Genomic DNA, 24,142 nt, shown 5'->3' on the forward strand with positions numbered 1-24,142 from the left:
AATCGCTCTGAAACAAAGGACTCACTGCAGACCGGAGCGAACGTGGCCACACGAAAAGACGTAGCGGAGCGAGCCGGGGTATCCCCCAGCACGGTCTCCTACGTCCTGAGTGGGAAACGCACGATCTCCGGGGCCACCAGGGCCCGCGTCGAGCAGGCCATCCGGGAGTTGGAGTACACCCCCAACGCCGCGGCGCGGGCCCTGGCAGGTGCACATAGCGGACTGATCGCGCTCCACTTTCCGGTGGGGAGCACCGGCCCGAATACCACCGAATTCGAGTACCTGACCTCCATTTCCCAGCAGGCGCAGGCACGCGGATACCACATGCTTCTGCTCTCCACCCCTTCTGAAGACCTCGACTCCCTGGTCGGTCTCATCAGCTCACAGGCGGTGGATGGGGTACTCCTCATGGAAATTCGGCTCGAGGATCCCCGCATACCGGCACTCCGGGGAACCGACCTGCCGTTCGCCCTTCTGGGACGACCCGAAGACACCGATGGCTTGGTCTGCGTCGATGATGACTTCGAGCTACTCGGCGACAAAGCGGTGGAACACCTTGTTAGCCAGGGACACCACCACATCGCCTACATATCGCAGGAGGCGTCCTATCTGGAAGCCGGGCATGGTCCGGCACGTCGCACCCTCGCAGCGTTGGAGAAATCCGCTACGAACCGAGGCGCAGAGCTTCTGCACCTGACGGCCGAGAGCTCGATCAACGGTGGAGAGTCAGTTCTCGACCAAGTCCTGGGCCACTTCCCCCGACCGACGGCCGTGATCGGATTCAATGAGCTCGCGATCACCGGGCTCGTGCGCGCGGCGCCGTCCCGCGGAGTGACCATCCCCCACGACCTCTCGGTCGTGGGTCTCAGCTTCCCCTCCACCATCGCAGAGATCCTCTCCCCGCCTCTCACCACCGTGGCACCGTCGCCAAGGGACTTGGCGGCAGCTTCGGTGGACGCGCTGGCCGAGGTGATCGGTGGTCGGGCGGCGTCGTCGAACGAGCTTCTCCTGGAACCCACCCTCACCGTCAGACGATCAAGCGCTACGCCTCAAGGTCGATGACGGCGTGTCCGAACCCGGTCACCTTCAGTGTTGACCCCTCGACAGTGACACCCTCGCCGGCAAGAACCGTGGCGGACCGCGCGGTCTCCAGCACAGCCAACTGCTGATCCTGGTCATCACCGCGCGGGTTGACGACGACGAGGTACCTCCCGCCGCGAAGGTAAACGAAGGGATAGCCCACGGACAGAACTTCCAGGCTTCCCCTCGGTGTCAGCTCCGGGGTATCCCGGCGCACACTGATGAGACGGCGGATATAGGACAACAGAGAGTCCTTGTCATTCTCCTGATCTGCCACGGACGGACGTCCTGGGTCTGAATCCTGCGGAAGGTAAATGACATCCGTCGGCGCCGAAGAGAACCCGTCGTTGACCTCCGCGGTATCCCACTGCATCGGCGTGCGACATCCGGAACGGTCGTACCCGGGGTTCCAGCGACTCCCCTCCTTCGACGGCGATCCCTCCACATTCCTCATGCCGATCTCGTCACCGTAGTAAATGGATGGCAAAGACCCCCACGTCAGCAGGAAGGTATACGCAGCAAAGAGCTGGTCGTACCCACGGGTACCCGCAGCGAGCCTGGAGAAATCGTGGTCCGACGAAGGAAGCACCACGAGCTGGTCCCCGCCGGTCCCCACCTGGTGCTCATTCCAGTAGCCCAAAAATCGTTCGAGTGCGGCGGTACCTTCGGCGACAGACACCTCATCCGAGAAGTAACAGGGCTCCACTCCCTCCTGCCAAGGCAGCACCCCGCTCGCGCCGTTGTTGAACAACGCAGCGTGCTCCCGCTGAATGACGAGGAAGAAGTCAGCATCAAATCCTCCACGGACACCGGCATCGACAGTTCGATCCTCATCGGTCTCCGGAATAAGGACGCAATCAGGGTAGGCCGCGTCCAACCACTCCGAAATTCCGTGCCAAAGCGCAGTAGTCGCGCTGAGATCGGGATCATCCTTGACGAGTGAATACGCCATGTCCACCCGGAATCCTGCGACCCCCTTGTCCAACCAAAAGGCAATGATGTCCTTCAAGGCCTGAACGTTTTCCTGAGGACCGGGGTCACTGGGCAGCTGCCGCCACGGCTCGTTTTCGTCGAGGCGGGAATAGCCAAAGTTCAGTGCCGGTTGCGATTCGAAGAAGTTCTTCATGTACCAACCGTCACGGGCCCCTGGTCCGGCAACGAAGTCGGGCCCAGCCTGGTCTGACCAGATGTACCTATTGTCGTCCGGGTCATTTGCAGCCTTCTCGAACCACGGGTGATCAACCGACGTATGGCCCGCGACAAGGTCAAGGAGAACCTTGATGCCACGACTCCTAGCCGCTTCAATCACATCGATCATGTCCTGGTTGCTCCCGTACCTGGGAGCGATCGAGAAGTAGTCGCTGACATCGTATCCGGCATCCCTGAACGGCGAGGCGAAGCACGGATTGAACCAGATCACGTTGGCACCAAGGTTCGCGATGTGGTCAATACGGTTGATGACGCCTCTGAGGTCACCAATGCCGTCACCGTCCGTATCGTCGAATGACTGCGGATAGATCTCATAGATGACCGCATCGCTTAACCAGGTCGGGGTTGCAACTGCCATTAAAATGCTCCTGCCCAAGGAAGATGTGCGGGTGTCCACGTGGTCGATATCGAAGTGTCGACGCGCGTCAACACTGTCGCCGACCGTACCACTTGGACTCCCTCATTTCCCGAAGGAAGCCCGTTTTAGACCGGCCTACCTCGTGCGCTCTGCGCCGAGGTGCTTCTCCAGCAACTCACCGGCGATCTCGATGGCATTGCGGTGGTCGATGTTGGCGGAGGACGGGTCGTTGAGCTGCGCCATGGCCTCCTCGGCCTCGGCGCGGTCGACGCCCTGCGGCCCCTCCGGGTCCGGAGGTATCGCACCTGGCCCGTCGTCCCAGGGTTCGGACGGCTCGTCCGGTAGCGGGACTCCGTTGAATCCGCCGTTGTCCATGGGCCTGGCACCGGGACCGCTGGGACCACCGGTGTTGCGACGTGCGTCGATCTTCGCGCGACGGGCACGCCAGCCGGAGAGTTCCTCGACAGGCCGTTCGTTTCGGGCCGCGGGCGATTGGGGCGTGTTCTGGGGGGCGTTCTGGGGCTGGGGTTGAGCCGGTTGGCGGGGTTGCTCAGGCTGCGCCGGAGCTGTCGACTCTGCCTGCCGGGCGCGCTGCAGGGCCATGTCGACGGGGTCCGCCGGACGGGAGGCCTCGGACTCAGGGGCCGGCTCTGGTGCAGGCTCGGGTTCTGGCTCCGCCTCAGGCACCGGTGCCGGTTCTGGTGCCGGTTCTGGCGCTGGTGCGGGCTCTGGCTGCGGGTCAGCCGCAGCCTCAGCTTTTCCCGGCGACTCCGGGGGCGTGCTGACACCGACACCCGCGGTCACCTGCACGGACTGGCCGGTGACCTTCTCCACGGCCTCAGCGTAGATCGCGGCGTGTTCTGGGGCGTTGACGTAGTTCGCTAGGGCTCCGGTGTGGTGGCTGAGGTAGATCGTCGGAGCACCGTCGGCACCGACAGCACCTTCCTGCGCCGTGGCATCGCGCGCGGCGATCCACGCGGCGAGGTTGGCGTCCTTCAGCGATTCGAGAACCTCGCCCCACTTCTCGACCGGATGGGCGCTCGCCGCCGGCTCCGGTTCTGGCGTGGGCTCCGGCTCGGGCTCCGGCTCAGGCTCGGGTGCAGGTTCGGGAGCCGGTTCGGGCTCGGGAGTTGGTTCAGGTGCCGGTTCAGGCTCCGGGGCCTGTTCCGGGGCCTGTTCCGGGGTCGGCTCTGGAGCGGGTTCAGGCTCGGGAGCCTGCTCTGCGGACGGTTGCCGACGACGTCGCATGATCTCGCGGGCGCGCTCCGCCTCTGCCCTGCGGTCATCCTCGGGAGAGGTCTCCGGCGCTGCGGCCGCGGCAGCAGCCGCGGCAGGAGCCGGAGCCGGCGTAGCGTCCGGCGTCGGTTGTGCCGCGGGTTGGGTAGGCGTCGGCGCAGCCTGGACCGTTTCGTCCTGTGGAGCCTGCGGAGTCTGTGTTGGTTGCGGTGCTGACTGCGCCTGCTGAGCAGCCTCCGCCTCCCTCTTGGACTTACGCACGTAAGGACGTCCGGACCCGGCCGGCGCGGCGCTTCCCGCACCTGCACCCATTCCGCCGGTGCCGCCGCCGGCCTCGAGAGCCTCGACGCGCTGCGCGAGCGCCTCGACCGTCATACCCGCAGCGGGCAGGGCCATACGGGCGCACAGGATCTCCAACAACAGTCGAGGCGCGGTGGCACCCCGCATCTGCGCCAGCCCCTCGTTCACAAGGGACGCACAGCGAGTCAACGTCGCCTGCCCGAGGGTATTGGCCTGCGCGGTCAGCGCCTCACGCTGATCTGCGGGCGCGTCCACCAGGCCGGTATCAAAGGCCTCCGGAACAGCCTGCACGACCAGCAGATCCCTAAACCTGTCGAGCAGGTCCATCGCGAAGCGACGCGGATCGTGGCCCGCGTCGATCACGTCACTGACACAGCCAAACAGGCCCGCTTGGTCCTGGTCCGCGAGAGCATCCATCGCCCTGTCGATGAGCGAGGTGTCCGTAAACCCGAGCAGGGCCACCGCCCGGCTGTAGGTGACTCCCTCCTCGCCACTACCGGCGAGCAGCTGGTCCATGATGCTCAACGAGTCTCGCGGAGAACCACCGCCGGCACGAATGACCAGTGGGTACACCGAATCCTCAACGACGGCACCCTCGTCCTCACACACGCGCCCCAGTAGGCCACGCATCGCCGGCGGGGTCAGCAGCCGGAACGGGTAATTGTGCGTACGCGACCGGATAGTCTGCAGCAGCTTCTCCGGTTCCGTGGTGGCGAAGATAAAGATGAGGTGCTCCGGCGGCTCCTCGACGATCTTCAGCAGCGCGTTGAAGCCCGCCGCCGTGATCATGTGGGCCTCGTCGATGATGAACACCCTGTAGCGCGAGTCCGCCGGGGCGTAGAACGCCCGGTCGCGCAGCTCGCGCATGTCATCGACACCGTTGTGCGTCGCCGCATCCATCTCGGTGACGTCCAACGTGCCCGGCCCGCCGGGCGCCAAAGCGAGGCAGGACGCACACTCGCCGCACGGGGTTGATGTGGGCCCCTGCTCGCAGTTCAGCGAGCGGGCGAGGATCCTCGCCGACGAGGTCTTACCGCAGCCTCGTGGGCCGGAGAACAGGTAGGCGTGGTTGATCCGCCCGCTGTCCAGTGCCGTCGACAACGGTTCGGTCACATGTTCCTGCCCCACGACCTCGGCAAACGACGCAGGCCGGTACTTCCTGTAAAGAGCCACGGACCCAGCCTACAAGGCGGGACGGACATGGACCGCCCCACCGTCGAGACCGGGGGATGTCATCGCCCGGAGGCTACTGAGAAGACACCGGCTCTCCTCACTCCGCACCATAGGAGATTGCCATTATTCGAACATACTATTGACCATGTCCGTGGCATGTAGTACACTTCCGTCAAGGAAGCCAACCAAGGGGGACGCTGGCACCATGACAGACGACAACACCACACCCACCATGAGCATGGACGACATCCAACGCCACCTCAACCTCGGCGAAATGCTGCTCATCGCGAAACTCCGCGACATTGCCGCCACCGAACGCTTCGCCACAGCTCTGGCACTACGCGGACGTTCCCGAACTGATGCCTCCCGCTTCGCACATGCAGGCGAACTCGCCGCACGTAACCTCGAACTCTTTTGCGCAGTGCTCACCACCGGCATCCTCGCCGCCGACCACCTCGCCTTGATCCGCCGCCTGATCCACGCCCAACTAGACACCGTGCCCACAGCCCACCACGATGAGATCACCGCACACCTCGACGCCGCGGTGAACAAAGACGTCACCCCCTGGCTACGCGACACCACCGAGCTGGTCACCCTGCGCGAACTCCGCGACCGCGTGCGCGCAGCAATCCTCGACGCCGCCCCGGAACTGGCCAATGACACCGCCCTCGCCCAGGAAGACACCGCCACACTCAAACGCCGCGGCAAACAACTCGTCCTCACCGGTGGCGACGAAGTCACCCTCGCCGCCATCGACGACGAACTCGACAAGAAAGCCCGCGTCCTACTCGCCGACGCCCGCCGCCAGCAGGAAGACATCCCCGAAGACCAACGCACCGTGCTGCCAACCCGCTCACAACTCAAAGCACAAGTACTGCTCGAACAGCTCGGCGACAACCCAGCCTCGATGAAAATCCGAGTGAACCTGTACCGTGCGACCCTCGACGGCATTCATGGCACCGGAGCGGGCTACGTCACCGGCGTTGGCTGGATCGACCCTTCCACCGCCCAGCGCCTGGAAAACGAGTCCGGCTACGTGCGCGTCCTGCACACCAACCCCGACAAGTATCCCGACACCGAGGCCTACTCATTCACCACCGCGCATAAGGACTACCTCGACGGGCGTGACGCGACCTGCCGGTTCCCGAACTGTGACGTGCCGGCCACGCTGTGCGACAACGACCACATCATCAACTCCCCGCACACCGACCCCACCAGCGACGGGATCACCCATCCGAGCAACGGGCAGAAACTGTGCCGCCCGCACCACCGGCTGAAAACCGAGGGGGTATGGACCTGCTCCACCACCGACGACGGGTTCACCATCGACTGGCAAGGCCCGAACGACCGGCGTTACACCACCCACGCCACCGGCCCGTTGGCCCAGGCGTACGACCCGGACGCGGTCTACCCCGCATATCCCGATGAACCCACCGAACCGGTCGAACCTGCAGAACCTACCGAACCGGTTGAACCCACCGAACCAGCCGAACCATCCGAACCAGAAGGCCCCGACCCCACCGAGGGCCCGCCGGCATAGAAGCCACCCGCAGCTACACAGAAAGCCCCCGCACCCTCGCAGGTGCAGGGGCCAGACGTGCGGGCCAGGGCCGCGGATAGCCCCGAATTCAGCGCCACACGTCGTTCAGATTCGCCTGCGACGTCGCCAACAACTGCTGCGCCGCACCCGGACCACCGTCCACCGCCACGCGGTACTCGTCCTCGGTCAGCATCACCAACTGCGCAAAAACTGTCATCCGGCCCGGATGCGTGTACTCGTGCTGCTGCCCGCCACCATGACGACCACCGAAGTTCACCTCATGCACGTTCGGCACCCCGTCCTCCCACAGGAACGGCGGGACGAGCAGACCGTGCTGCGCGGTGATCGTGTCGTCAACATGCCACCCCAACTTCGGCAGGAGCAGGCCCGGCTGCGGTGACAACTGGATCGGATCGCGGGAGATCATCGTCGCTGCGGCCATCACCAGGTCCGCCGCCGCCCGACCGTGACCAGCGGTGACTGTAATGAACTCGACCCGCAGGTCCGAACCGTCCTCCGTAACGAGCAACGGTTCGATGCGCGCGGCGTCCAGTGTCGCCGCAACGGTCTCCGCGTCGCCCGCGCCGCCCGCGCCGCCCGCGCCGCCCGCGCCAGCCCCGTCCGCATCACCACCAAGATTCAACTCAGCGACCGTGAACTCCGGGAAGCTCTGACTCACCCGGCGCCGCGACGTGGTGAACTCGCCGGGCAGCAGGTCGCCGACCCAGTACGTCGTCTCTTCGAGATTCACCGGCTACTCTCCGGCAGCCGCGTCTTCCGCGGCCTCAATCGCAGCGAGCAGGATGCACGTCGCCACACCGTCCATGGCAACCTCAACCTCTTCCAACGGAGGCATCGACGGGGCGAGGCGCAGGTTCCGGTTGTCCGGATCCTTCTTGTACGGGAACGTCGCCCCCGCACCGGTCAGCGCGATACCGGCGTCCTTCGCCAGCTCGGCGACGCGTGAAGCGGTGCCGTCGATGACGTCGACGGAGATGAAGTAACCGCCGGCCGGGTTCGTCCACTCGGCGATCCCCAGGTCTCCGAGGCGACGCTGCAGGATGTCAGTCACCGCCGTGAACTTCGGTGCCAAGATCCCGGAGTGCTTGCGCATCACCACGCGCACACCCTCTGCATCGCCGAAGTAGCGGGCGTGGGCCAGCTGGTTGACCTTGTTCGGCCCGATGCCGCGCGCTGAAGCGAAGCTGCGGTACCAGTCCAGGTTCGCCGCCGAGGAGTTGAAGAACGCCACGCCGGCACCGGCGAAGGTGATCTTCGAGGTCGAGGACATCGCCCAGAAACGGTTCGGGTTACCCTGCTCCGCTGCCAGCGCGACGATGTCGATGACCTCGGGGAACTCCTCGGTGAGGGTGTGCACCGCGTAGGCGTTGTCCCACACCACACGGAAGTCCGGGGCGGCGGTCTCCATCGACGCCAGCCCCTCGGCCACCTCGCGGGAGACCGACCAGCCGGTCGGGTTGGAGAACACCGGCACCGTCCACATGCCCTTCACCGCGGGGTCCTTGACCAGTTCACGCACCGCGTCGAGGTCCGGGCCCTGCTCAGTCATCGGCACGGTGACCATCTCGTAGCCGAAGGTCTCGGCGATGGTGTGGTGGCGGTCGTAGCCGGGCACCGGGCAGATCCACTTCACGGTCTCCTCGGCCGACCAGGGGCGCTGCGAGTCGTTGTTGCCGAAGGTGTGCGACCACGACACCAGGTCGAACATGATGTTCAGGCTGGACGAGTCGCCGGCGATCAGCAGCGACGGATCCACGCCGAGGAGTTCGGCCCACAGCGTCCTGATCTCCTTGAGGCCGTCGCCGCCACCGTAGTTGCGGGTGTCTACGCCGTCCTCGGAGGTGTAGTTCACGCCCGGGAGGCTGAGAAGGTCTATACCGAGGTCGAGCTGCTCGGCGGAGGGCTTGCCACGCGTGAGGTCGAGCGCCAGGTTGCGCTCCTTGAGCTCGCGGTAGGCCTTGTCGGCCTCGCCCCTCAGGGACCTCAGGTTCTCGGCGTTCGCAGTGTTCGCGTGGGTGAGCTTCATAGTCCCGCAGGACCTCCTCGACTTCAACGGGTGGGTTCGGTCCGAGTGTAGTTGGCGGAGACGCGAACCGACAGGACCCAGGGACTGGCTTGGTGTCCTCGACTTCCCGGCGACCCCTTGACAATCAAAGTCGCCAAGGTCACCCTAATCATGACACCTCTTCATTATTAGGAGACACGAATGGACCGCACCAAGAGGGCGACCACCCCGGAACACCACTCCTCCCCCGTCGTGAGCATGGACGCGGTCACGAAGACCTATCGCACACGCGACCGCACCGTGCACGCCCTCGACCGGATGACCCTCTCCGTCCGGCGCGGCGAGGTTCTCGGCGTGCTGGGCCCCAACGGCGCGGGGAAGACCACCGCCGTCAACGTGCTGTCCACCCTGGAGTCCCCCGACAGCGGTACTGCCACCGTCGCCGGTGTCGACGTCGTGCAGGACGCCGCCGCGGTCCGCGCCTCGATCTCGCTGACCGGCCAGTTCGCCGCCGTCGACGGCGAGCTCACCGGTCACGAGAACCTCGTCCTGTTCGGACGGCTCCGCGGCCTCAGCAGGCCCGCCGCCAGGAACCGCGCCGACGCCCTCCTCGCCGACCTCAGCCTCACCGACGTCGGACGCTCCCTGGTGCGCACCTACTCCGGTGGCATGCGCAGACGCCTGGACATCGCGGTGTCCATGATGACCGTTCCCGAGGTGCTCTTCCTCGACGAGCCGACCACCGGCCTCGACCCGCACGCCCGCACGGAGCTGTGGGACGTGGTCCGGGCGCTGAGCGCCCGCGGGGTAACCATCGTGCTGACCACCCAGTATCTCGAGGAAGCCGATGAACTCGCCGACCGGATCGTGGTCGTCGACCACGGCACCGTGATCGCCGAAGGCACCGCCGAGGAGTTGAAGGCGCGGCTCGGCCCGAACGAACTCATCCTCACCCCGGACGACCCGGGCGACCTGCCCCGCCTGGCAGCGTCCCTCAATGCCTGGGCACCCGCTACGGAAGGGGACGCGGTCCGCGTCCCGCTCACCGACGGCGCGCGGACCGCGGCGGCCGCGATGCAGGCTCTCGGCGGTACGGGGATCGAACTGGCGGGCATGGAAATGGCGCGCCACACCCTCGACGACGTCTTCTTTGCCCTCACCGGTGAGTCCACCGCCCAGGAGGCGGGACAATGACGGCCCCGACAACCACCACAACCACCACCGTCACCACCGCCACGCTCGCACTGGCAGGACGCAACGTCCGCCGCATCGGACGCAACTCCGGCTCCGTCATCAGCGCCACGGTCATCCCCGGGCTCTTCCTCGTGGCCCTCTACATCGTCTTCTCGCAGGTGATGGAGGCCAATGGCATCGACTACGGCCAGTACATTGTCCCGGCGGCGACGCTGCAGGCCGTGCTGTTCACCGCCGGCGGCTCGGCGATGGCGGTCGGCGTGGACAAGTCCACCGGCATCAACGACCGGCTGCGCGCCTCCCCGGTGCCCACCATCGCCCCGGTCGTCGGACGCCTGATCGCCGACCTCGTCCGGGCCGTACTGTCCGTCGCCGTTGTCGTGGCGATCGGCATGCTTTTTCTGGGCTTTCGCTGGCACGGTCACCCCGGCGACACCCTGATATACCTGGTTACGACGCTGGCCTTCGCCGTCGCCGCCTCGCTCGTCTTCGACGGCGTTGCCCTGAGCGCCTCCACCCCGGAGTCCGCCGCCGCGCTACTGCAGGCGGTGTCCGTGCCGCTGATCATGCTGTCCACGTCCTACGTCCCGTCCGACACGCTTCCGGGCATGAGCGGGGACGTAGTCGCCGCGCTGCCGGTGTCCGTCATCGGCGAGCTGCTGCGCCAGGCCAGTACAGGGGACATCACGGCGACGACGGCAGCCGGGGCCGCGGCGTGGATCCTCGCCGTCGGCGTCGCCGGCGGCATCCTCTGCGCCCGGAGCTTCAGGAGGAGACGATGACCAGCGCACATGTCATGAACTCACCAACCGCAGCGCCCTTTCCGCGCGCCGTCGCCCTCCACGCGGGCCGGACGCTGCGGGGATGGTCGCGTACCCCCGCGATCCTCGCGCAGGCCCTCGGCATGCCGGTGGCGATGCTGCTCATCATCACCTTCATGTTCGGCACGGCCATCGAGATGGCCACCGACCGGGCGGCGGTGCAGGGCCTGGTACCGCTGATGATCTGCACCGGCCCGATGTTCGCCGGCACCACCAGTGCCGCCGGCCTGGTCACCGAACGGCAGGACGGCCTGTTCACCCGGTTCCGCACGCTCCCCGGTGCCCGGGTGTCACCGCTGGTCGGACGCGTCGCCGCCGAGGTCGTCCGCGGCACCGTCGGTGCCGTCCTCGTCCTGATGACGGGTCTGTTCCTCGGCTACCGGGTGGACGGCCTGCCGGGGGTTCTCGGCATCCTTGCGCTTTCAGCGCTCGTGGCACTCGCCATCAGCTGCCTACTGACGTGGGTGGGCATGGTGGCCCGCACTCCAGAGGCGACGGTCGCGGCCCTGCCGGTGATGATGATCATGATGTTCTGCAACAGCGGTTTCATGCCGGTCGAGGGATTCCCCTCGTATATGCAGGGCGTGGTGCAGGTGAATCCACTGAGCGCCGTCGTGGAGGCGATGGACGTCTGCGCCGGCACAGCGGCGGCGGACGGATCCGTGGTGCCTGCGGTGCTCTGGCTCCTCGGCGCGATCGCGGTGGGGGCGCTGCTCCTGACGAGCGCGGCCCGGCGAGCGTAGCCGGAAAAGTCACCAGAATAAGTGAAAGGACACCGCGCACCCGCCAGAGCTCGTTGACCCTTGCTGCATTCCTGCCCTGGGGGAGTTCACAAGATGCACGCCGCGCGGCGTCCGGCCCTCATAGTAGCAAGCCGGGGCCCGCGGAGCCAAGACCGGTCGCCCGGCAACACCACCACATGCCGGCACCGCCCCATTTTTACCCTCCTACCTGGGAATTCACCCGCGTTTTGCATCTACGACACCCTCATGTGTATATTTCTCGTCGGAGGATTCGACTAGCGGCCTATGTCACACGCCTGGAACGCGTGCGGGAGTCACATCCCTCAGGGGTTCAAATCCCCTATCCTCCGCCAACACGAAAACCCCCGGCCCTCGGACCGGGGGTTTCGTCGTGCGCGCAGCACTGCTCACCCTGCAAACAGGTCGTAACCCAGCTTCGCGGACATCACGACAACGACCACCAGGATCACCACGCGCACGAAGCCGGTCCCGCGACCGAGCACCATCCGGGCACCGATCTGCGCGCCGATCACGTTCGTCACCGCCAGTCCCATACCCAGCAGCCACAGCACCTCGCCCTGCAGCGCGAAGGTAACAAGCGCGCCGAGGTTGGTGAATACGTTGATCACCTTCGCCCACGCGGCACTGGTGATGAAGTCCCCGCCCAACAGAGAGGTGAAGCCCAGGATCAGGAACAGTCCGGTGCCGGGGCCGAACGTGCCGTCGTACACGCTGATCGCGGCGACGAGGGCGATCAGGCTGAGCCAGGTGCGCACACCAGGGCCTGCCCCGGCGAACGCACCGGTCCCCGATCCCTGCCCGAACGAGGGCCGCACGGCGATGAACACTCCCACGGCCACGAGCAGCACGATGATCACCGGGCGCATGACCTGCTTGTCCACCGAGGACGCGATCATCGCCCCGCCTGCCGAACCGAGCAATGCCACCGGGGCGAAGCGCAGGGCCTTACGCGCCGAGGGCACCTTGCGCGCCAGCACCGCCGCCGAGCTGGCGGTCCCGAAGATCGCGGCGACCTTGTTCACGCCCAGCGCCTGGGCATTGGACATCCCCGGGTTCAGGATCATCACCAGTGGGATGAGGATCAGTCCCCCACCACCGACCACGGCGTCCACCCACCCGGCCGCCATCGACCCGACGAGCAGCACACCAATCACCGTCGCAGACACCGCACACCTCCTCCGTCTCGCACCATCAGTCAGACCAACCGGTATGAGCGTACCGCCACCGCGCCTACACTGGCCCCGGAAAACCTAGAACCCCAAAGAACCCGAGAGCATCCCAGGAGCCCCACCGATGACCACCCGCATCGCCGTGATCGGCGAGTCCCTCGTCGACGTCGTCCAGGAGGGCCCGACGCAACAAAGCCACGGCTACGTCGGCGGGTCACCACTCAACGTCGCGGTCGGTCTCGCCCGCCTCGGGCTCCCCGCCACGCTGCACACCCGCATCGGACGCGACGACTACGGCGACTTGATCGCCGATCACCTGGCGGACGAGGGCGTCATCGTGCCGGACGGCGCGGTCGTCGACGGCCGGACGTCCACCGCCACGGTCACCCTCGCCGACGACGGCGGTGCCAGCTACGACTTCGACCTGGTCTGGGACCTCCCCGCGCCGGACGTCTCGGACGCCTCTGCGGTCACGGTGGTGCACACCGGCTCGATCGGTGCCGTCCTGGAGCCGGGCGGGACGGTGGCGCGCGCTGCGGTGAGCACCGCCGCCCCGGGCGTCCTGCGCACCTACGACCCCAACGTCCGACCCGACATCATGGGCGACGCGGGCACCGCGCGCCGCACGATCCGCGCGCTGGCGGCGTCCTGCCACGTGGTGAAGTTCAGTGATGAGGACGCCGTCTGGCTCGGCGACGGCCGCACTGCGGACGAGGTGCTGGCGGACGTCGCGGCGTCCGGCCCGCGGGTGACGGTGATGACCCGCGGCGCGGACGGCTGCACCGCCGTCGTCGACGGCGTCACCCACGAGGTGCCCGGGCGGAAGGTGGAGGTCGCCGACACCATCGGCGCCGGCGATGCCTTCATGTCCGGCCTGCTGTTCGCCCTGGTCAGCGACGGCAGTGACCGGATTCTCGTGGCCGGCGAACCCCTCGACGCCGACCGGGTGACCCGCGCGCTGGACACCGCGGTAGCCAGCGCCGCGATCGCGGTCTCGCGCGCTGGGGCGCAACCGCCGCACCGCGACGAACTGGTGTGAGCGGCCGCCTCTCAACGCGCACCTCTACACTCGTGCACCATGCACTCACTGCGGGACGCCCTGACCACCAACGCCGACCGGGAGGTTTTTGACGACCTCGTCGCCGGACGCCCCACCGTGTGGCGTCCCGACCGTGGTGGGACGGCGCCGGACCTCAGTGCGCTCGCCCCGCTGGTCGACGCCGCGGAGGACCGCTTCCGCTGGTTCGCCCCGCTCTTCGAGGAGCTCTTCCCCGACACCCGCGCACGCGGCGGCATCATCGAGTCCGAGCTGACGAAGGTCGCCGCGCTCAGCGAGGCATTAGGCACAGAATTCGGTGCACCCGTGCCGGCGAACCTGTGGGTCAAGCGGGACGACTCGCTGGCGGTCAGCGGCTCGGTGAAGTCCCGCGGCGGCATCCACGAGGTCCTCCAGACCGCGGTGGAGACCGCCGACGAACTGGGCATCGACCTGAGCGACGGGCCGCTGACCTTCCTCTCCGAGCCCACCCGGGCGCGCATGGCCACCCGGCGCATCGTGGTCGGCTCCACCGGCAACCTCGGCATGTCCATCGGGCTGATGGGCGCGGTGCTCGGCTTTTCCGTGGTGGTACACATGTCCCACGATGCCAAACAGTGGAAGAAGGAGCGCCTGCGCGCCTCCGGGGTCGAGGTCGTGGAGCACGAGACCGACTTCACCGAGGCCGTGCACGCCGGACGTCTCGCCGCCGAGGCCGATCCGCACGCCCACTTCATCGACGACGAAAACTCCCGCAGCCTCTTCGCCGGCTACGCCGTCGCAGGACGCCGCCTCGCCGGTCAGCTCGCGGCGTCCTCCGTCGTCGTCGACGCCGAGCACCCGCTGACCGTGTACCTGCCGTGCGGCATCGGCGGGGCGCCCGGCGGCATCACCTACGGCCTGTGGGAGACCTTCGGCGATGCCGTACGCTGTGTGTTCGTCGAACCCGTGGCAATGCCCGCCTTCCTGCTGGGCCGGCTCACCGGGCGCGACGACGCCGTCGCCGTCACCGACATCGGACGCGGCGAGGCGACACTCGCCGACGGCCTGGCGGTCGGGCGTCCCTCCGGATTCGTCGGCGCGACCGTCGGCCACCTCGTCGCCGGATACGCCACCGTCACCGACGACGACCTGATGCGCGTCCTACGCCTGGCGAACGACGTCGCCGGCATGAAACTTGAGCCGTCCGCCTGTGCTGGGCTGCGCGCAGCAGGATGCCTCGGCGATGGCGATGGCACGCACATCGCGTGGCTGACCGGCGGTTCCCTGATGCCCGACGAGGAGTTCGCCGCGCTGCTCGACGCCACGAATTAGACCGGTATCTACGGCCCGAGAAGTGACAGTGGGACGACCGCGACACCGTCCTCACGCCGGTAGGCGAACTCCCCGGTGGTGATGATCACCTTCGCCACAACCCGGTCGCCGAGCTGCTGATGCAGCCAATTGAGGTGCTTGACGTCCCTGGCACCGACGTCCTCGGCGAGTTTCACCTCAACGGCCACCACGTCGCCTTCCTCTGAGGTCAAGATCATGTCCACCTCGTGGTCACCGCCCTGCGTACGCAGGTGCGAGACCTCAAGGTCATTCGCCTGCGCGAGCACACGGACCGTAAGGGTGACCAACGACTCGAACAATGCCCCTAGTAGCGGGCCGTCCCGGAACTTCCGGAACTCCGGAAGCTGGTCGGCTTCGGTCGTACTACCCAAGAGGCTGCGCTGCGTGGCCCCAAGAAGACGGGCAGCCAACGCCGGATCCGCCAATTGGTGCTTTGGGGCGCCGCCGAGCCTCTTGACCCCGACTCCACGGGGCGACCACGCAGGGACGGGGTCGAGCAGCCAGAGGTTGGTCAAGGCGTCCCGGTAGTCGAGCACGGTGTCCCGCGAGGGCCGCTCGGTGGGCGACACCGCGTCCGCTATGGACTGGAACGACGCCGTCGTCGACGTAGCTGCGGCATATGCCTGCAGCCAGGACCGCAGTGACTGCGGTCTGCGGACTACGGTCCCCAGCGCCGGCACCTCTTGTGACAATGCGAGTTCCAAGTAGCTGTTCAGTTCCCGCGCTCTGAACCGGTCCGCTCCATCCCTAATACCTGGGAATCCCGAGGACAGAATCTCGCGCGTGTAGTCGACTAGGGTCAGGGATGTCCGGCCGTGAAGAGCTGCCCCGCCACCCGCCGCCCCCTCCGCCAAACTGGCGAGGCTGACAGTGGGTTCTTCCAGTTGTCGTTCGGAGAACCCCATCGGCCGCATCCGGACGTTCACGATTCTTCCGGCACCAGAATGCACCCTTGCCCCCTGTGGATTCGCACTACCGGTCAGCAAGAACCGCCCCGCCGAGCGGTCCTCGTCGACAGAGCGCCGAACCGCGTCCCAGACGGGCGGATCTAGCTGCCATTCGTCGATGAGGACCGGCGGGTCGAGACGCTCGACCATGCCCCGGTCAGCTTTGATCGTCGCCAACTGTCCCGGACGGTCGAGCCAAAGGATCGATCGGGCGAGGCGTCCGGCGCTCGCCGTCTTACCTACACCTTTCGGCCCCTGCAACGCGACCGCTGGAACACCCTGCATGAGCATTGCCAGTTCGTCGTCTACGGCGCGAGAAAGGTAGGAGACCATGCAGTGCACTGTACTGCACAAATGCCGCCTAGTCGACAATTCCGCAGCGTTCTACTCGACAATTACGCAGGGTTCTAGTCGACAGTTCCGCAGGTTTTTTCGGACGCGACTACTCCTGCGGATACGCGGCGTCGAGTTCCACCAGCCAGGCGCGGGCGTTGCCGTCGGAGGGCGCCCGCCAGTCGCCGCGCGGCGACAGCGAACCCGCCGGCGACACCTTCGGCCCGTTCGGCACCGCGGTGCGCTTGAACTGCGCGAAGCCGAAGAAGCGCTGCAGGAACGTGCGCTCCCACCGCACAATCGTGGCCAGGTCATAGGTGTAACGGTCCTGCGAGGGGAACCCCGCCGGCCATTCGCCGGCATCGGCGTCGCGCCATGCGTGCCACGCCAGGAAGGCGATCGTGGACGGTCGCGTCCCGCGCAGCACGTGCCACAACGTGAAGTCGTGCAGCGCATACGGCCCGATCGTGTCCTCGGTCGACTGCACCTGCCCGTCCGCCCCGGCGGGCACGAGCTCCGGGCTGATCTCGGTGTCCAGCACCGAGCGCAGCACCACCGCGGCGTCCTCCCCGACCACGGTACCGTCGGCGATGACCCAGCGGATCAGGTGCTGGATCAGCGTCTTCGGCACACCGGAGTTCACCGCGTAGTGGCTCATCTGATCGCCGACACCGTAGGTGCACCAGCCCAGGGCGAACTCGGACAGGTCACCGGTGCCCACCACCACCCCGCCGAGGTGGTTGGCCAGGCGGAACAGGTAGTCGGTGCGCAGGCCCGCCTGCACGTTCTCGAAGGTGACGTCGTACACCGGCTCGCCGTCGCCGGCGGGATGCCCCATCTGCCGCAGCATCTCGGTGGCCGCCGGCCGGATGTCCAGGGTCTCGATCGTCGCCCCCATCGCCTCGGCGAGCTTCACCGCATTCGACTTCGTGTGGTCGCTCGTGGCGAAGCCCGGCATCGTGTAGGCCAGGATATCGGAGCGCGGACGCCCGGTACGGTCCATCGCCCGGGCCACGACCAGCAGCGCGTGGGTGGAGTCCAGCCCGCCGGACACCCCGATCACCGGACGGGGGTTCCCGATGGCCTGCAGCCGCTGGACCAGGCCGGACACCTGAATGTTGAAGGTCTCGTAGCAGTCCTGCGCCAGACGTGCCGGGTCGCCGGGCACGAACGGGAAGCGCGCCACGTCGCGGCACAGGCCCACGTCGCCGCGCGGGGCGTCGAGCGTGAAGGAGATGGTGCGGAACGCTGCGTCCTGCGTGCCCGCGGCGTCCTGCACGCTCCGGCGGTTGTCGTCGAAGGTGCCCTGCCGCAGGCGCGCGGCGCGCAGCCCGGCGACGTCCACATCGGCGACGCTGACGCGCGGGCCGTCGGGGAAACGCTCCGTCTCCTCGAGCAGCACGCCGCGCTCGTAGATCATCGTCAGACCGTCCCACGAGACGTCATTGGTGGACTCCCCCTGACCAGCGGCGGCGTAGACGTACGCCGCCAGGTTGCGTGCCGACGCCGACTTCGCCAGCAGGTGACGGTCGTCGGCGCGCTGCACCGTGATCGGGCTGCCCGACAGGTTCAGCAGCACCGTCGCCCCCTGCAGCGCCGCCAGCGACGACGGCGGCACCGGCACCCACATGTCCTCGCAGATCTCAGCGTGCAGCGTGAGCCCGGGCACGTCGGACGCCTCGAAGAGCAGGTCGGAACCGAAGGGGACGTCCTGCCCGCCGATGCTGATGCTCGCCGCGCGAACGTCATCGCCCGGCGCGTACCAGCGGCGCTCGTAAAACTCCCGGTACGTCGGCAGATAGGACTTCGGGGTCACACCGAGAACCCGGCCGCGGTGGATGACCACGGCACAGTTGTACAGCCGGTTTCCGTGCACCAGCGGCGCGCCGACAACCAGCACGGGAAAGAGATCGGCGGACGCGGCGACGATGTCGGCGAGTGCGTCGGCGACGGCGTCGAGCAGAACGTCCTGCATCACCAGGTCCTCGATCGCGTAGCCGGTGAGGCTGAGCTCGGGGAACACAGCGACGGCGACATCACGCCCGTGCAGGTCACGGGCGGTGTCGAGGATGGTGCGGGCGTTCGTGGCAGGGTCGGCGACGGCGACCGGGACGGTGGCGGCGGCGACGCGGGCGAACCCGTGCGCGTAGGCCCCTGCGGTGGGCTGCTGTTCAGGCATGCGTCCAGTGTGCCAGGTACCCGGATCGGGGGTTCCTTCACTCCTCATGGCCGGGGTGTGCCACAGAAGCAGCAAGAGGCTGTGCCTTTCAACACACTATTTAATCTCGAGCGATCCACGGGTTGAGAAGTTCTACTCCGGTGTTCGCGAAGTCCCGAGTGTTCCGCGTGACCACTGTCAGGTCGTGAGCGAGTGCAGTACCTGCAATGAGGGCGTCATGCTGCGGCGCACGATCCGGGACATGCAACCGTGCCACATGCCTGACCACCCCCAGGTCGACCGGCAGGATTCTCCCTTCGAACCCGGTCAGTACTCGCCCCTCAAACCAGTGACGAAGAGCGGATGCCTGCGATTCGTCTTTGCGTGCAACCCGAAGGATTCCCGTCTCAATCTCTAAGACCGTGATCGCGCTAATGAAAAGCCCGTTGAGCGGCTGGGCATCAACCCACTCACGAACACGAAGTTCCCCCCGAGGCTTCCTCAGCTCGCTGAGGACGTTCGTGTCGAGCAGGTGACTCACTCGAACTCCACCGGCCGAATACCAAATTCGTAATCTGCCGAGACGTCGTCAATGTCGAGATCGGTGTCTTCGTCCATCTGCAACCACGTGCCCAGACCAGATGGCGTTGCGGTGATCCTCTCGTAATCTTCGTAGGAGAGCACGACCAAGGTGGGACGTTCCCGCTCGGTCACGATGACCGGACCATCGGCAGTGAGCCGCTTGATTTGGCTGGGGCTCCGGTTGAACTCTGTAGCAGGAACTGTGGCCATCTCCGACACCTCCAAAGTAGTACAAGTAGTTACTTGTAGCCTACTCTCGCGGCGTCAGCGATGCACGGTGTTGACGATGTAGACGTTGCAGCCCGCCTCGGCGGTGACCTTGCGCGCCACGCTGCCCAGGATCCGCGCGAGCCCCTGGACGCGCTTGTTTCCCACCACGATCAGATCGGCGTCCAATGCCTCAGCCTTGCCGACGAGCACCTCCGCCGGGGAGCCCACTCCGGCGGACGCCACGACGGTGAGTTCCGGGTGCGCCGCGCGCAGTTCGGCGGCGACGGCGTCCGCGCTGCTGCGGGCGTTGGACGCCAGACCGTCCGGCGTCGTGGAGGACGCCGCGGGGCTGCTGCCGTCGCTGCCACCCTCGGTCTCGATACTGTAGGAGTCATTCGCCGCGTACGCGGTGACGACGTGCAGTTCCGCCCCGAAACCCTCCGCCAGCTCGGCGGCCTTCTGCGCGGCCCGCAGCGCCGTCTCGCTCGAGTCCACGCCTGTGACCATTACCTTGACCATCTTGATCTCCCGTTCCTGCCGGTGTGCTTCACGTTGCAAACCATCATAGGCCGTGTGCGCGCGGGCTGAGGGGCGACCACATGACATGAGGTAATGCTAGGCTCACCCACATGTACCTCGGCGTCCTTCCCGCAAGCCCGTGGCAGCTCCAGAACGCCTGGCCGGAGTCCCCGGAGTTCACCTCCCGCGCCATGGACCCCACGCTGTACGCCGGGCTCGCCCGGGACTGCGAGGCCGCCGGCATGGACTTTCTCTTCCTGCCCGACAAGCACGTCGCCAACGCCGCCCCGCCCGGGCGTCCCGACCCGTCGATGGTGGACAGCTGGTTCGAGCCACTCACCCTGCTCGGCTACCTCGCCGCCGTCACCTCCCGCATCGGCCTGGTCCCCACTCTGTCCACCACCTGGTACGAGCCCTTCCCGCTGGCCCGCCAGATCCTCAGCCTCGACCACCTGTCCGGGGGACGCGCCGGCTGGAACGCGGTGTCCTCGCACCCGGGCCTGGAGCAGCCGAACTTCGCGCACCGCCCGGCGGACACGCGCGAGGAGATGAAGGCACGCCACTCCGAGGCGGTGTCCCTCGTGAAACGGCTGTGGACGTCCTGGGACGCCGACGCGGTCGTCGCCGACGCCGACGCCCGGCAGTGGACGCGCCCCGGTACGGTGCGCCCCGTCGACCACCATGGCGAGTACTTCGACGTCGCCGGCCCGCTCACCCTGCACCGGTCCGTGCAGGACCACCCGCCGGTGGTGATGGCCGGGGCGTCCGACGGTTTCCTGCGCACCGCGGCGCGCGACGCCGACGTGGTGTTCACCGCACTCAGGGACATAGACGACGCCCGCCGGGCCGTCGGCACCCTGCGCACCTTCGCCGGGGAGGAGGGACGCACCGGGCAGGACGCCCCGCGGCTCATGCCGGGCTACTTCGTCTCCGCCGCCGGGTTCCCCGAGTTCGGCACCCCGGGCGAGCCGGGCCCGGCGGGACTGCACTTCCACACCCCCACCACCGGCGGGCGTGCGCCGTCCGGCCGGGATGTCGCCGGGCACATGGTGCGCATCGTCGAGGAGACGGGCCTGGACGGGTTCATCCTGATGCCCCGGCTCATCCCCGAGGACCTCCGCTTCCTGTGCGACGAGGTCGTGCCGGAGCTCGTGTCCCTCGGCGCCCGACCGTCCCCGTCGGAACTTCCCACGCACTCCACGTTGCGGGCGAACCTGGGGATGTAGCGGAACAGGGCTACATCACAGCACCCGGTGCCGTCCGATCGGCAGCACCAGCGGCGTGCCGGACACCGGGTCGTCGATGATGCGCGAGTGCAGCCCGAACACCTTCTCCACGCGGGCCTCGGTGAAGATCTCCGCCGGCGCACCCACGGCCTCCACTCCCCCGTCGGCGATCATCACCACCTGGTCGCAGTAGCGGGCGGCGAGGTTGAGGTCGTGCAGCACCATCACGATGGTGATGCCGGACGCCTCGTTCAGGTCGGTGAGCAGGTCCAGAACCTCGACCTGGTGGGCCACGTCGAGGAAGGTCGTCGGCTCGTCCAACAGCATCAGGTCGGTCTGTTGTGCGAGCGCCATGGCGATCCACACGCGTTGGCGCTGCCCGCCGGACAGTTCGTCGACGGCCCGGTCGGCCAGCTCGGCGGTGCCGGTGGTGTCCAGGGCGAAGGCCACGGCCTCGTCGTCGGCGGCCGACCAGCGCGACATGATGCCCTGGTGCGGGTGGCGTCCGCGCCCCACCAGGTCGGCCACGGTGATGCCCTCCGGGGCGATCGGTGACTGCGGCAGCAGCCCCAGGGTGCGCGCGAGCTCCTTGGCCGGACGCGAGTGCACGTCCTTGCCGTCCAGCAGGACGTGGCCCGAGGTGGGCTTGAGCAGCCGGGACATGGACTTCAGCAGCGTGGACTTGCCGCATGCATTGGCGCCGATGATGCCGGTGACCCTGCCGGGCAGCACGCTGAGATCGATGCCGCGGATCACCGCGCGGTCCCCGTAGCCCAGGTTCAGGTCCTCGACGGCGAGGGAGTGTTCACGAGTCACAGTGCGCCTCCAGTGGCGTTGCGCCGGTTGGTGCGGATGATGAGGTAGATCAGGTACGGCGCGCCGAGCACACCGGTGACGACACCCACCGGGTAGCGGGCGTCGAAGGCCCACTGCCCGGCGAAGTCGGCGATGAGCACCAGCAGCGCACCGACGAGGGCGGCGGGGATGAGCAGGTTGGTGCCCGGCCCCACGAGCCGTGCGGCGATGGGCCCGGACAAAAAGGCGACGAAGGCGATCGGCCCGGCCGCGGCGGTGGCGAAGGCGATCAGCCCCACCGCCGCGACCACGAGGACCAGCCGGGTCAGGGTGACACGTACGCCGAGGGCGCCGGCGGTCTCGTCGCCGAGCTGGGTGATCGAGAGGTTGCGCCACTGCGCCAGCAGCACCGGCACCAGCACGATCAGGGCGAGCAGGACGAGGCGGACGTCGTTCCACACGGCGTTGTTGAGGCTACCGGTGAGCCAGCGCATCGCCGTCTGGGTGTCCCACGTCTGCGCCCCGGAGAGCTGCCAGTTGGTGAGGCTGGTGAGGATCGCCGAGACCCCGATACCCACCAGGATCAGCCGGGTGCCGGCCACCCCGCCCTTCCACGCCAGGGCGAAGACGAGCAGCGCCACGCCCAGCCCGGCGGCGATGGCGAAGGCGGACACGCCGGCCCGGCTCAGCGACAGGCTGAGGATGGCGAAGACCGCGGCGGCGGACGCCCCGGAGCTGATGCCGATGATGTCCGGGCTGGCCAGCGGGTTGCGCAGCATCGTCTGGAAGACCACCCCGCCGAGCCCGAAGGCCAGGCCGCAGACCACCGCCAGCGACGCGCGCGGCAGGCGCAGGCGTCCCACGGTGAAACTCGCCCCGGGCACGGTCTCCCCGGTGGCCACGCGCCACACGTCGGCGAGCGGGTACACGGTGTGCCCGTAGCTCAAGGACGCCAGGTAGGACGCCACGACGAGGGCCGCGAGCACGGCCACGAGCGTCCACCACCGCCGGTGGCGGCCGCGTCGTTCCGCCGCGACGGCCTGAACTGTGCTGGTTGTGCCGGTTACGCTCATAGTGCACGCACCTTCTGACGTCGGACGATGGCGATGAACACGGGTGCGCCGATCAGGGCGGTGAGGATGCCGACCTCCAATTCAGACGGGCGGGCGACGATGCGTCCCAGGATGTCCGCGGCGACGAGCAGCACCGCGCCGGACACCGCGGCGAAGGGGATCAGCCACCGGTGGTCCACGCCGACGAGCAGCCGGCAGGCGTGCGGGACGACGAGGCCGACGAACCCGATGGGCCCGGTCACGGCCGTCACCGCACCGCACAGGATCACTGCTCCCAGGGCGGCGCACGCCCTGGTCAACGCCACGCGCTCGCCCAGCCCGGCGGCCAGTTCATCACCGAGGGCAAGGGAGTTCAACCCGCGTGCGGACAGCAGGCAGATCAGGAAACCCACGACCAGGAACGGGGCGACGAGCCGGATGGAGTCCCATGTGCCGCCGCCGACGCCGCCGATCTGCCAGTCGCGGGCAAGGTCGACGAGGTCGGCGCGGGTGAGCATGATCGCGCTGATGAAGGACGTCAACGCCGCCGCCGTGGCGGAGCCGGCGAGCGCAAGTTTCAGCGGGGTGGCCCCGCCGTGACCCAGTGAGCCGATGACGTAGACGACCACGGCGGTCACCGCCGCACCGGTCATCGCCAGCCAGATGTACTGGTTGGTGGTGGTCAGACCCAGAAAAGCCATACCCATAACGACGGCCAGCGCCGCACCGGTGTTGACACCGAGGATGCCGGGGTCGGCCAGCGGGTTGCGGGTGACGCCCTGCATCACCGCGCCGGTCACGCCGAGCGCCGCCCCGGCGACAACGGCCAGGACGGTGCGGGGGATGCGTTTGGCGACGGAGGCCTGGTCGAAACCATCGGTGGAGCCCCCGTAGGCGGCGAGGATGTCGGCCAGCCCCACATCGCGCGAGCCCACGGCGGTGGAGACCGCCATGACGACGAGCAGCACGACCACCGCCACGACCAGCCAGAGGGTGCGCAGCGTCGTCGAACGGCGCAGGCGCTCAGCCGTGGTCTCGACTGTGGTCGTACTGGTGGTGCTGGTCGTACTCGTCATTAC

At 67.6% G+C, this 24,142-nt stretch carries 21 protein-coding genes, 1 tRNA gene and 1 other RNA gene; 9 read left to right on the top strand and 14 right to left on the bottom strand.

Annotation, left to right across the window (positions count from 1 at the left end; genetic code table 11):
- Positions 1–42: 42 nt before the first annotated feature.
- A complete protein-coding gene (locus tag ACT3SZ_RS01770) occupies positions 43–1,062 on the top strand; it encodes a LacI family DNA-binding transcriptional regulator (RefSeq protein ID WP_444616198.1) in 1,020 nt (339 codons plus the stop codon).
- On the opposite strand, the gene ACT3SZ_RS01775 is transcribed toward ACT3SZ_RS01770, so the two are convergent.
- A complete protein-coding gene (locus ACT3SZ_RS01775) occupies positions 1,043–2,647 on the bottom strand; it encodes an alpha-amylase family glycosyl hydrolase (protein WP_444616200.1) in 1,605 nt (534 codons plus the stop codon). The genes ACT3SZ_RS01770 and ACT3SZ_RS01775 overlap by 20 nt on opposite strands.
- Positions 2,648–2,782: 135 nt before the next feature.
- A complete protein-coding gene (locus tag ACT3SZ_RS01780; protein ID WP_444616202.1) occupies positions 2,783–5,356 on the bottom strand; it encodes a DNA polymerase III subunit gamma and tau in 2,574 nt (857 codons plus the stop codon).
- 205 nt (positions 5,357–5,561) lie between these two features.
- Between ACT3SZ_RS01780 and ACT3SZ_RS01785 the strand changes: the two genes are divergently transcribed.
- Complete coding sequence (locus ACT3SZ_RS01785; RefSeq protein ID WP_444616204.1) at positions 5,562–6,896, top strand: HNH endonuclease signature motif containing protein; 1,335 nt, start codon at positions 5,562–5,564, stop codon at positions 6,894–6,896.
- 88 nt (positions 6,897–6,984) lie between these two features.
- On the opposite strand, the gene ACT3SZ_RS01790 is transcribed toward ACT3SZ_RS01785, so the two are convergent.
- Both ACT3SZ_RS01790 and ACT3SZ_RS01795 read right to left on the bottom strand, forming a co-directional pair.
- Positions 6,985–7,647, bottom strand: a complete 663-nt coding sequence (locus ACT3SZ_RS01790; protein WP_444616206.1) for a hypothetical protein — start codon at positions 7,645–7,647, stop codon at positions 6,985–6,987.
- Between the two features lie 3 nt (positions 7,648–7,650).
- Positions 7,651–8,943 carry an aminotransferase class I/II-fold pyridoxal phosphate-dependent enzyme gene (locus ACT3SZ_RS01795; protein WP_444616207.1) on the bottom strand — a complete coding sequence of 431 codons (1,293 nt, stop codon included), beginning with the start codon at positions 8,941–8,943 and terminating at the stop codon, positions 7,651–7,653.
- A 180-nt stretch (positions 8,944–9,123) separates the two neighbouring features.
- Here ACT3SZ_RS01795 and ACT3SZ_RS01800 point away from each other — a divergent pair, with 180 nt between their 5' ends.
- The 3 genes from ACT3SZ_RS01800 to ACT3SZ_RS01810 are packed head-to-tail and all read left to right on the top strand — an operon-like array spanning position 9,124 to position 11,680.
- The gene (locus tag ACT3SZ_RS01800; RefSeq protein WP_444616209.1) at positions 9,124–10,116 is read left to right on the top strand and encodes an ATP-binding cassette domain-containing protein; all 993 of its coding nucleotides are present in this window, start codon (positions 9,124–9,126) and stop codon (positions 10,114–10,116) included.
- Positions 10,113–10,898 carry an ABC transporter permease gene (locus ACT3SZ_RS01805; RefSeq protein ID WP_444616211.1) on the top strand — a complete coding sequence of 262 codons (786 nt, stop codon included), beginning with the start codon at positions 10,113–10,115 and terminating at the stop codon, positions 10,896–10,898. The genes ACT3SZ_RS01800 and ACT3SZ_RS01805 overlap by 4 nt, the downstream gene beginning before the upstream one ends.
- Complete coding sequence (locus ACT3SZ_RS01810; protein ID WP_444616213.1) at positions 10,895–11,680, top strand: ABC transporter permease; 786 nt, start codon at positions 10,895–10,897, stop codon at positions 11,678–11,680. Before ACT3SZ_RS01805 ends, ACT3SZ_RS01810 begins: the two co-directional genes overlap by 4 nt.
- A 20-nt stretch (positions 11,681–11,700) precedes the next feature.
- On the opposite strand, the gene ffs is transcribed toward ACT3SZ_RS01810, so the two are convergent.
- An RNA gene (ffs, locus tag ACT3SZ_RS01815) (signal recognition particle sRNA small type) lies at positions 11,701–11,797 on the bottom strand.
- A gap of 147 nt (positions 11,798–11,944) precedes the next feature.
- Between ffs and ACT3SZ_RS01820 the strand changes: the two genes are divergently transcribed.
- Positions 11,945–12,033: transfer RNA gene (locus ACT3SZ_RS01820), tRNA-Ser, on the top strand.
- Positions 12,034–12,087: 54 nt separating this feature from the next.
- Here ACT3SZ_RS01820 and ACT3SZ_RS01825 read toward each other — a convergent pair.
- The gene (locus tag ACT3SZ_RS01825) at positions 12,088–12,867 is read right to left on the bottom strand and encodes a TSUP family transporter (RefSeq protein ID WP_444616215.1); all 780 of its coding nucleotides are present in this window, start codon (positions 12,865–12,867) and stop codon (positions 12,088–12,090) included.
- Positions 12,868–12,994: 127 nt separating this feature from the next.
- On the opposite strand from ACT3SZ_RS01825, the gene ACT3SZ_RS01830 reads away from it, so the two are divergent.
- Both ACT3SZ_RS01830 and ACT3SZ_RS01835 read left to right on the top strand, forming a co-directional pair.
- Positions 12,995–13,909, top strand: a complete 915-nt coding sequence (locus ACT3SZ_RS01830; RefSeq protein WP_444616217.1) for a carbohydrate kinase family protein — start codon at positions 12,995–12,997, stop codon at positions 13,907–13,909.
- A 39-nt stretch (positions 13,910–13,948) separates the two neighbouring features.
- Positions 13,949–15,220 carry a D-serine ammonia-lyase gene (locus ACT3SZ_RS01835; RefSeq protein ID WP_444616219.1) on the top strand — a complete coding sequence of 424 codons (1,272 nt, stop codon included), beginning with the start codon at positions 13,949–13,951 and terminating at the stop codon, positions 15,218–15,220.
- 8 nt (positions 15,221–15,228) lie between these two features.
- Here the strand turns inward: ACT3SZ_RS01835 and ACT3SZ_RS01840 are convergent, their stop codons facing one another.
- From ACT3SZ_RS01840 to ACT3SZ_RS01860, 5 genes are all read right to left on the bottom strand, one after another.
- Positions 15,229–16,521: an ATP-binding protein gene (locus tag ACT3SZ_RS01840; protein WP_444616220.1), complete on the bottom strand. Its 1,293-nt coding sequence runs from the start codon at positions 16,519–16,521 to the stop codon at positions 15,229–15,231.
- Between the two features lie 109 nt (positions 16,522–16,630).
- A complete protein-coding gene (locus ACT3SZ_RS01845) occupies positions 16,631–18,700 on the bottom strand; it encodes an NAD(+) synthase (protein WP_444616222.1) in 2,070 nt (689 codons plus the stop codon).
- A gap of 100 nt (positions 18,701–18,800) precedes the next feature.
- The gene (locus tag ACT3SZ_RS01850) at positions 18,801–19,220 is read right to left on the bottom strand and encodes a type II toxin-antitoxin system VapC family toxin (protein ID WP_444616224.1); all 420 of its coding nucleotides are present in this window, start codon (positions 19,218–19,220) and stop codon (positions 18,801–18,803) included.
- The gene (locus tag ACT3SZ_RS01855) at positions 19,217–19,471 is read right to left on the bottom strand and encodes a type II toxin-antitoxin system Phd/YefM family antitoxin (protein ID WP_444616225.1); all 255 of its coding nucleotides are present in this window, start codon (positions 19,469–19,471) and stop codon (positions 19,217–19,219) included. The genes ACT3SZ_RS01850 and ACT3SZ_RS01855 overlap by 4 nt, the downstream gene beginning before the upstream one ends.
- A 54-nt stretch (positions 19,472–19,525) precedes the next feature.
- Positions 19,526–19,966 carry a universal stress protein gene (locus ACT3SZ_RS01860; RefSeq protein ID WP_444616227.1) on the bottom strand — a complete coding sequence of 147 codons (441 nt, stop codon included), beginning with the start codon at positions 19,964–19,966 and terminating at the stop codon, positions 19,526–19,528.
- Between the two features lie 134 nt (positions 19,967–20,100).
- On the opposite strand from ACT3SZ_RS01860, the gene ACT3SZ_RS01865 reads away from it, so the two are divergent.
- Positions 20,101–21,216, top strand: coding sequence for an LLM class flavin-dependent oxidoreductase (locus tag ACT3SZ_RS01865; protein ID WP_444616229.1), 1,116 nt, complete (start codon positions 20,101–20,103; stop codon positions 21,214–21,216).
- Between the two features lie 15 nt (positions 21,217–21,231).
- On the opposite strand, the gene ACT3SZ_RS01870 is transcribed toward ACT3SZ_RS01865, so the two are convergent.
- The 3 genes from ACT3SZ_RS01870 to ACT3SZ_RS01880 are packed head-to-tail and all read right to left on the bottom strand — an operon-like array spanning position 21,232 to position 24,139.
- The gene (locus ACT3SZ_RS01870; RefSeq protein ID WP_444616231.1) at positions 21,232–22,032 is read right to left on the bottom strand and encodes an ABC transporter ATP-binding protein; all 801 of its coding nucleotides are present in this window, start codon (positions 22,030–22,032) and stop codon (positions 21,232–21,234) included.
- Positions 22,029–23,084 (bottom strand): FecCD family ABC transporter permease, encoded by a 1,056-nt coding sequence (locus tag ACT3SZ_RS01875; protein WP_444616232.1) that lies wholly within the window; start codon positions 23,082–23,084, stop codon positions 22,029–22,031. The genes ACT3SZ_RS01870 and ACT3SZ_RS01875 overlap by 4 nt, the downstream gene beginning before the upstream one ends.
- Positions 23,081–24,139 (bottom strand): FecCD family ABC transporter permease, encoded by a 1,059-nt coding sequence (locus tag ACT3SZ_RS01880; RefSeq protein WP_444616234.1) that lies wholly within the window; start codon positions 24,137–24,139, stop codon positions 23,081–23,083. The genes ACT3SZ_RS01875 and ACT3SZ_RS01880 overlap by 4 nt, the downstream gene beginning before the upstream one ends.
- Positions 24,140–24,142 lie beyond the last annotated feature (3 nt).

It is taken from the genome of Corynebacterium sp. AOP40-9SA-29 (assembly GCF_052377405.1).
Classification (GTDB): Bacteria; Actinomycetota; Actinomycetes; order Mycobacteriales; family Mycobacteriaceae; genus Corynebacterium.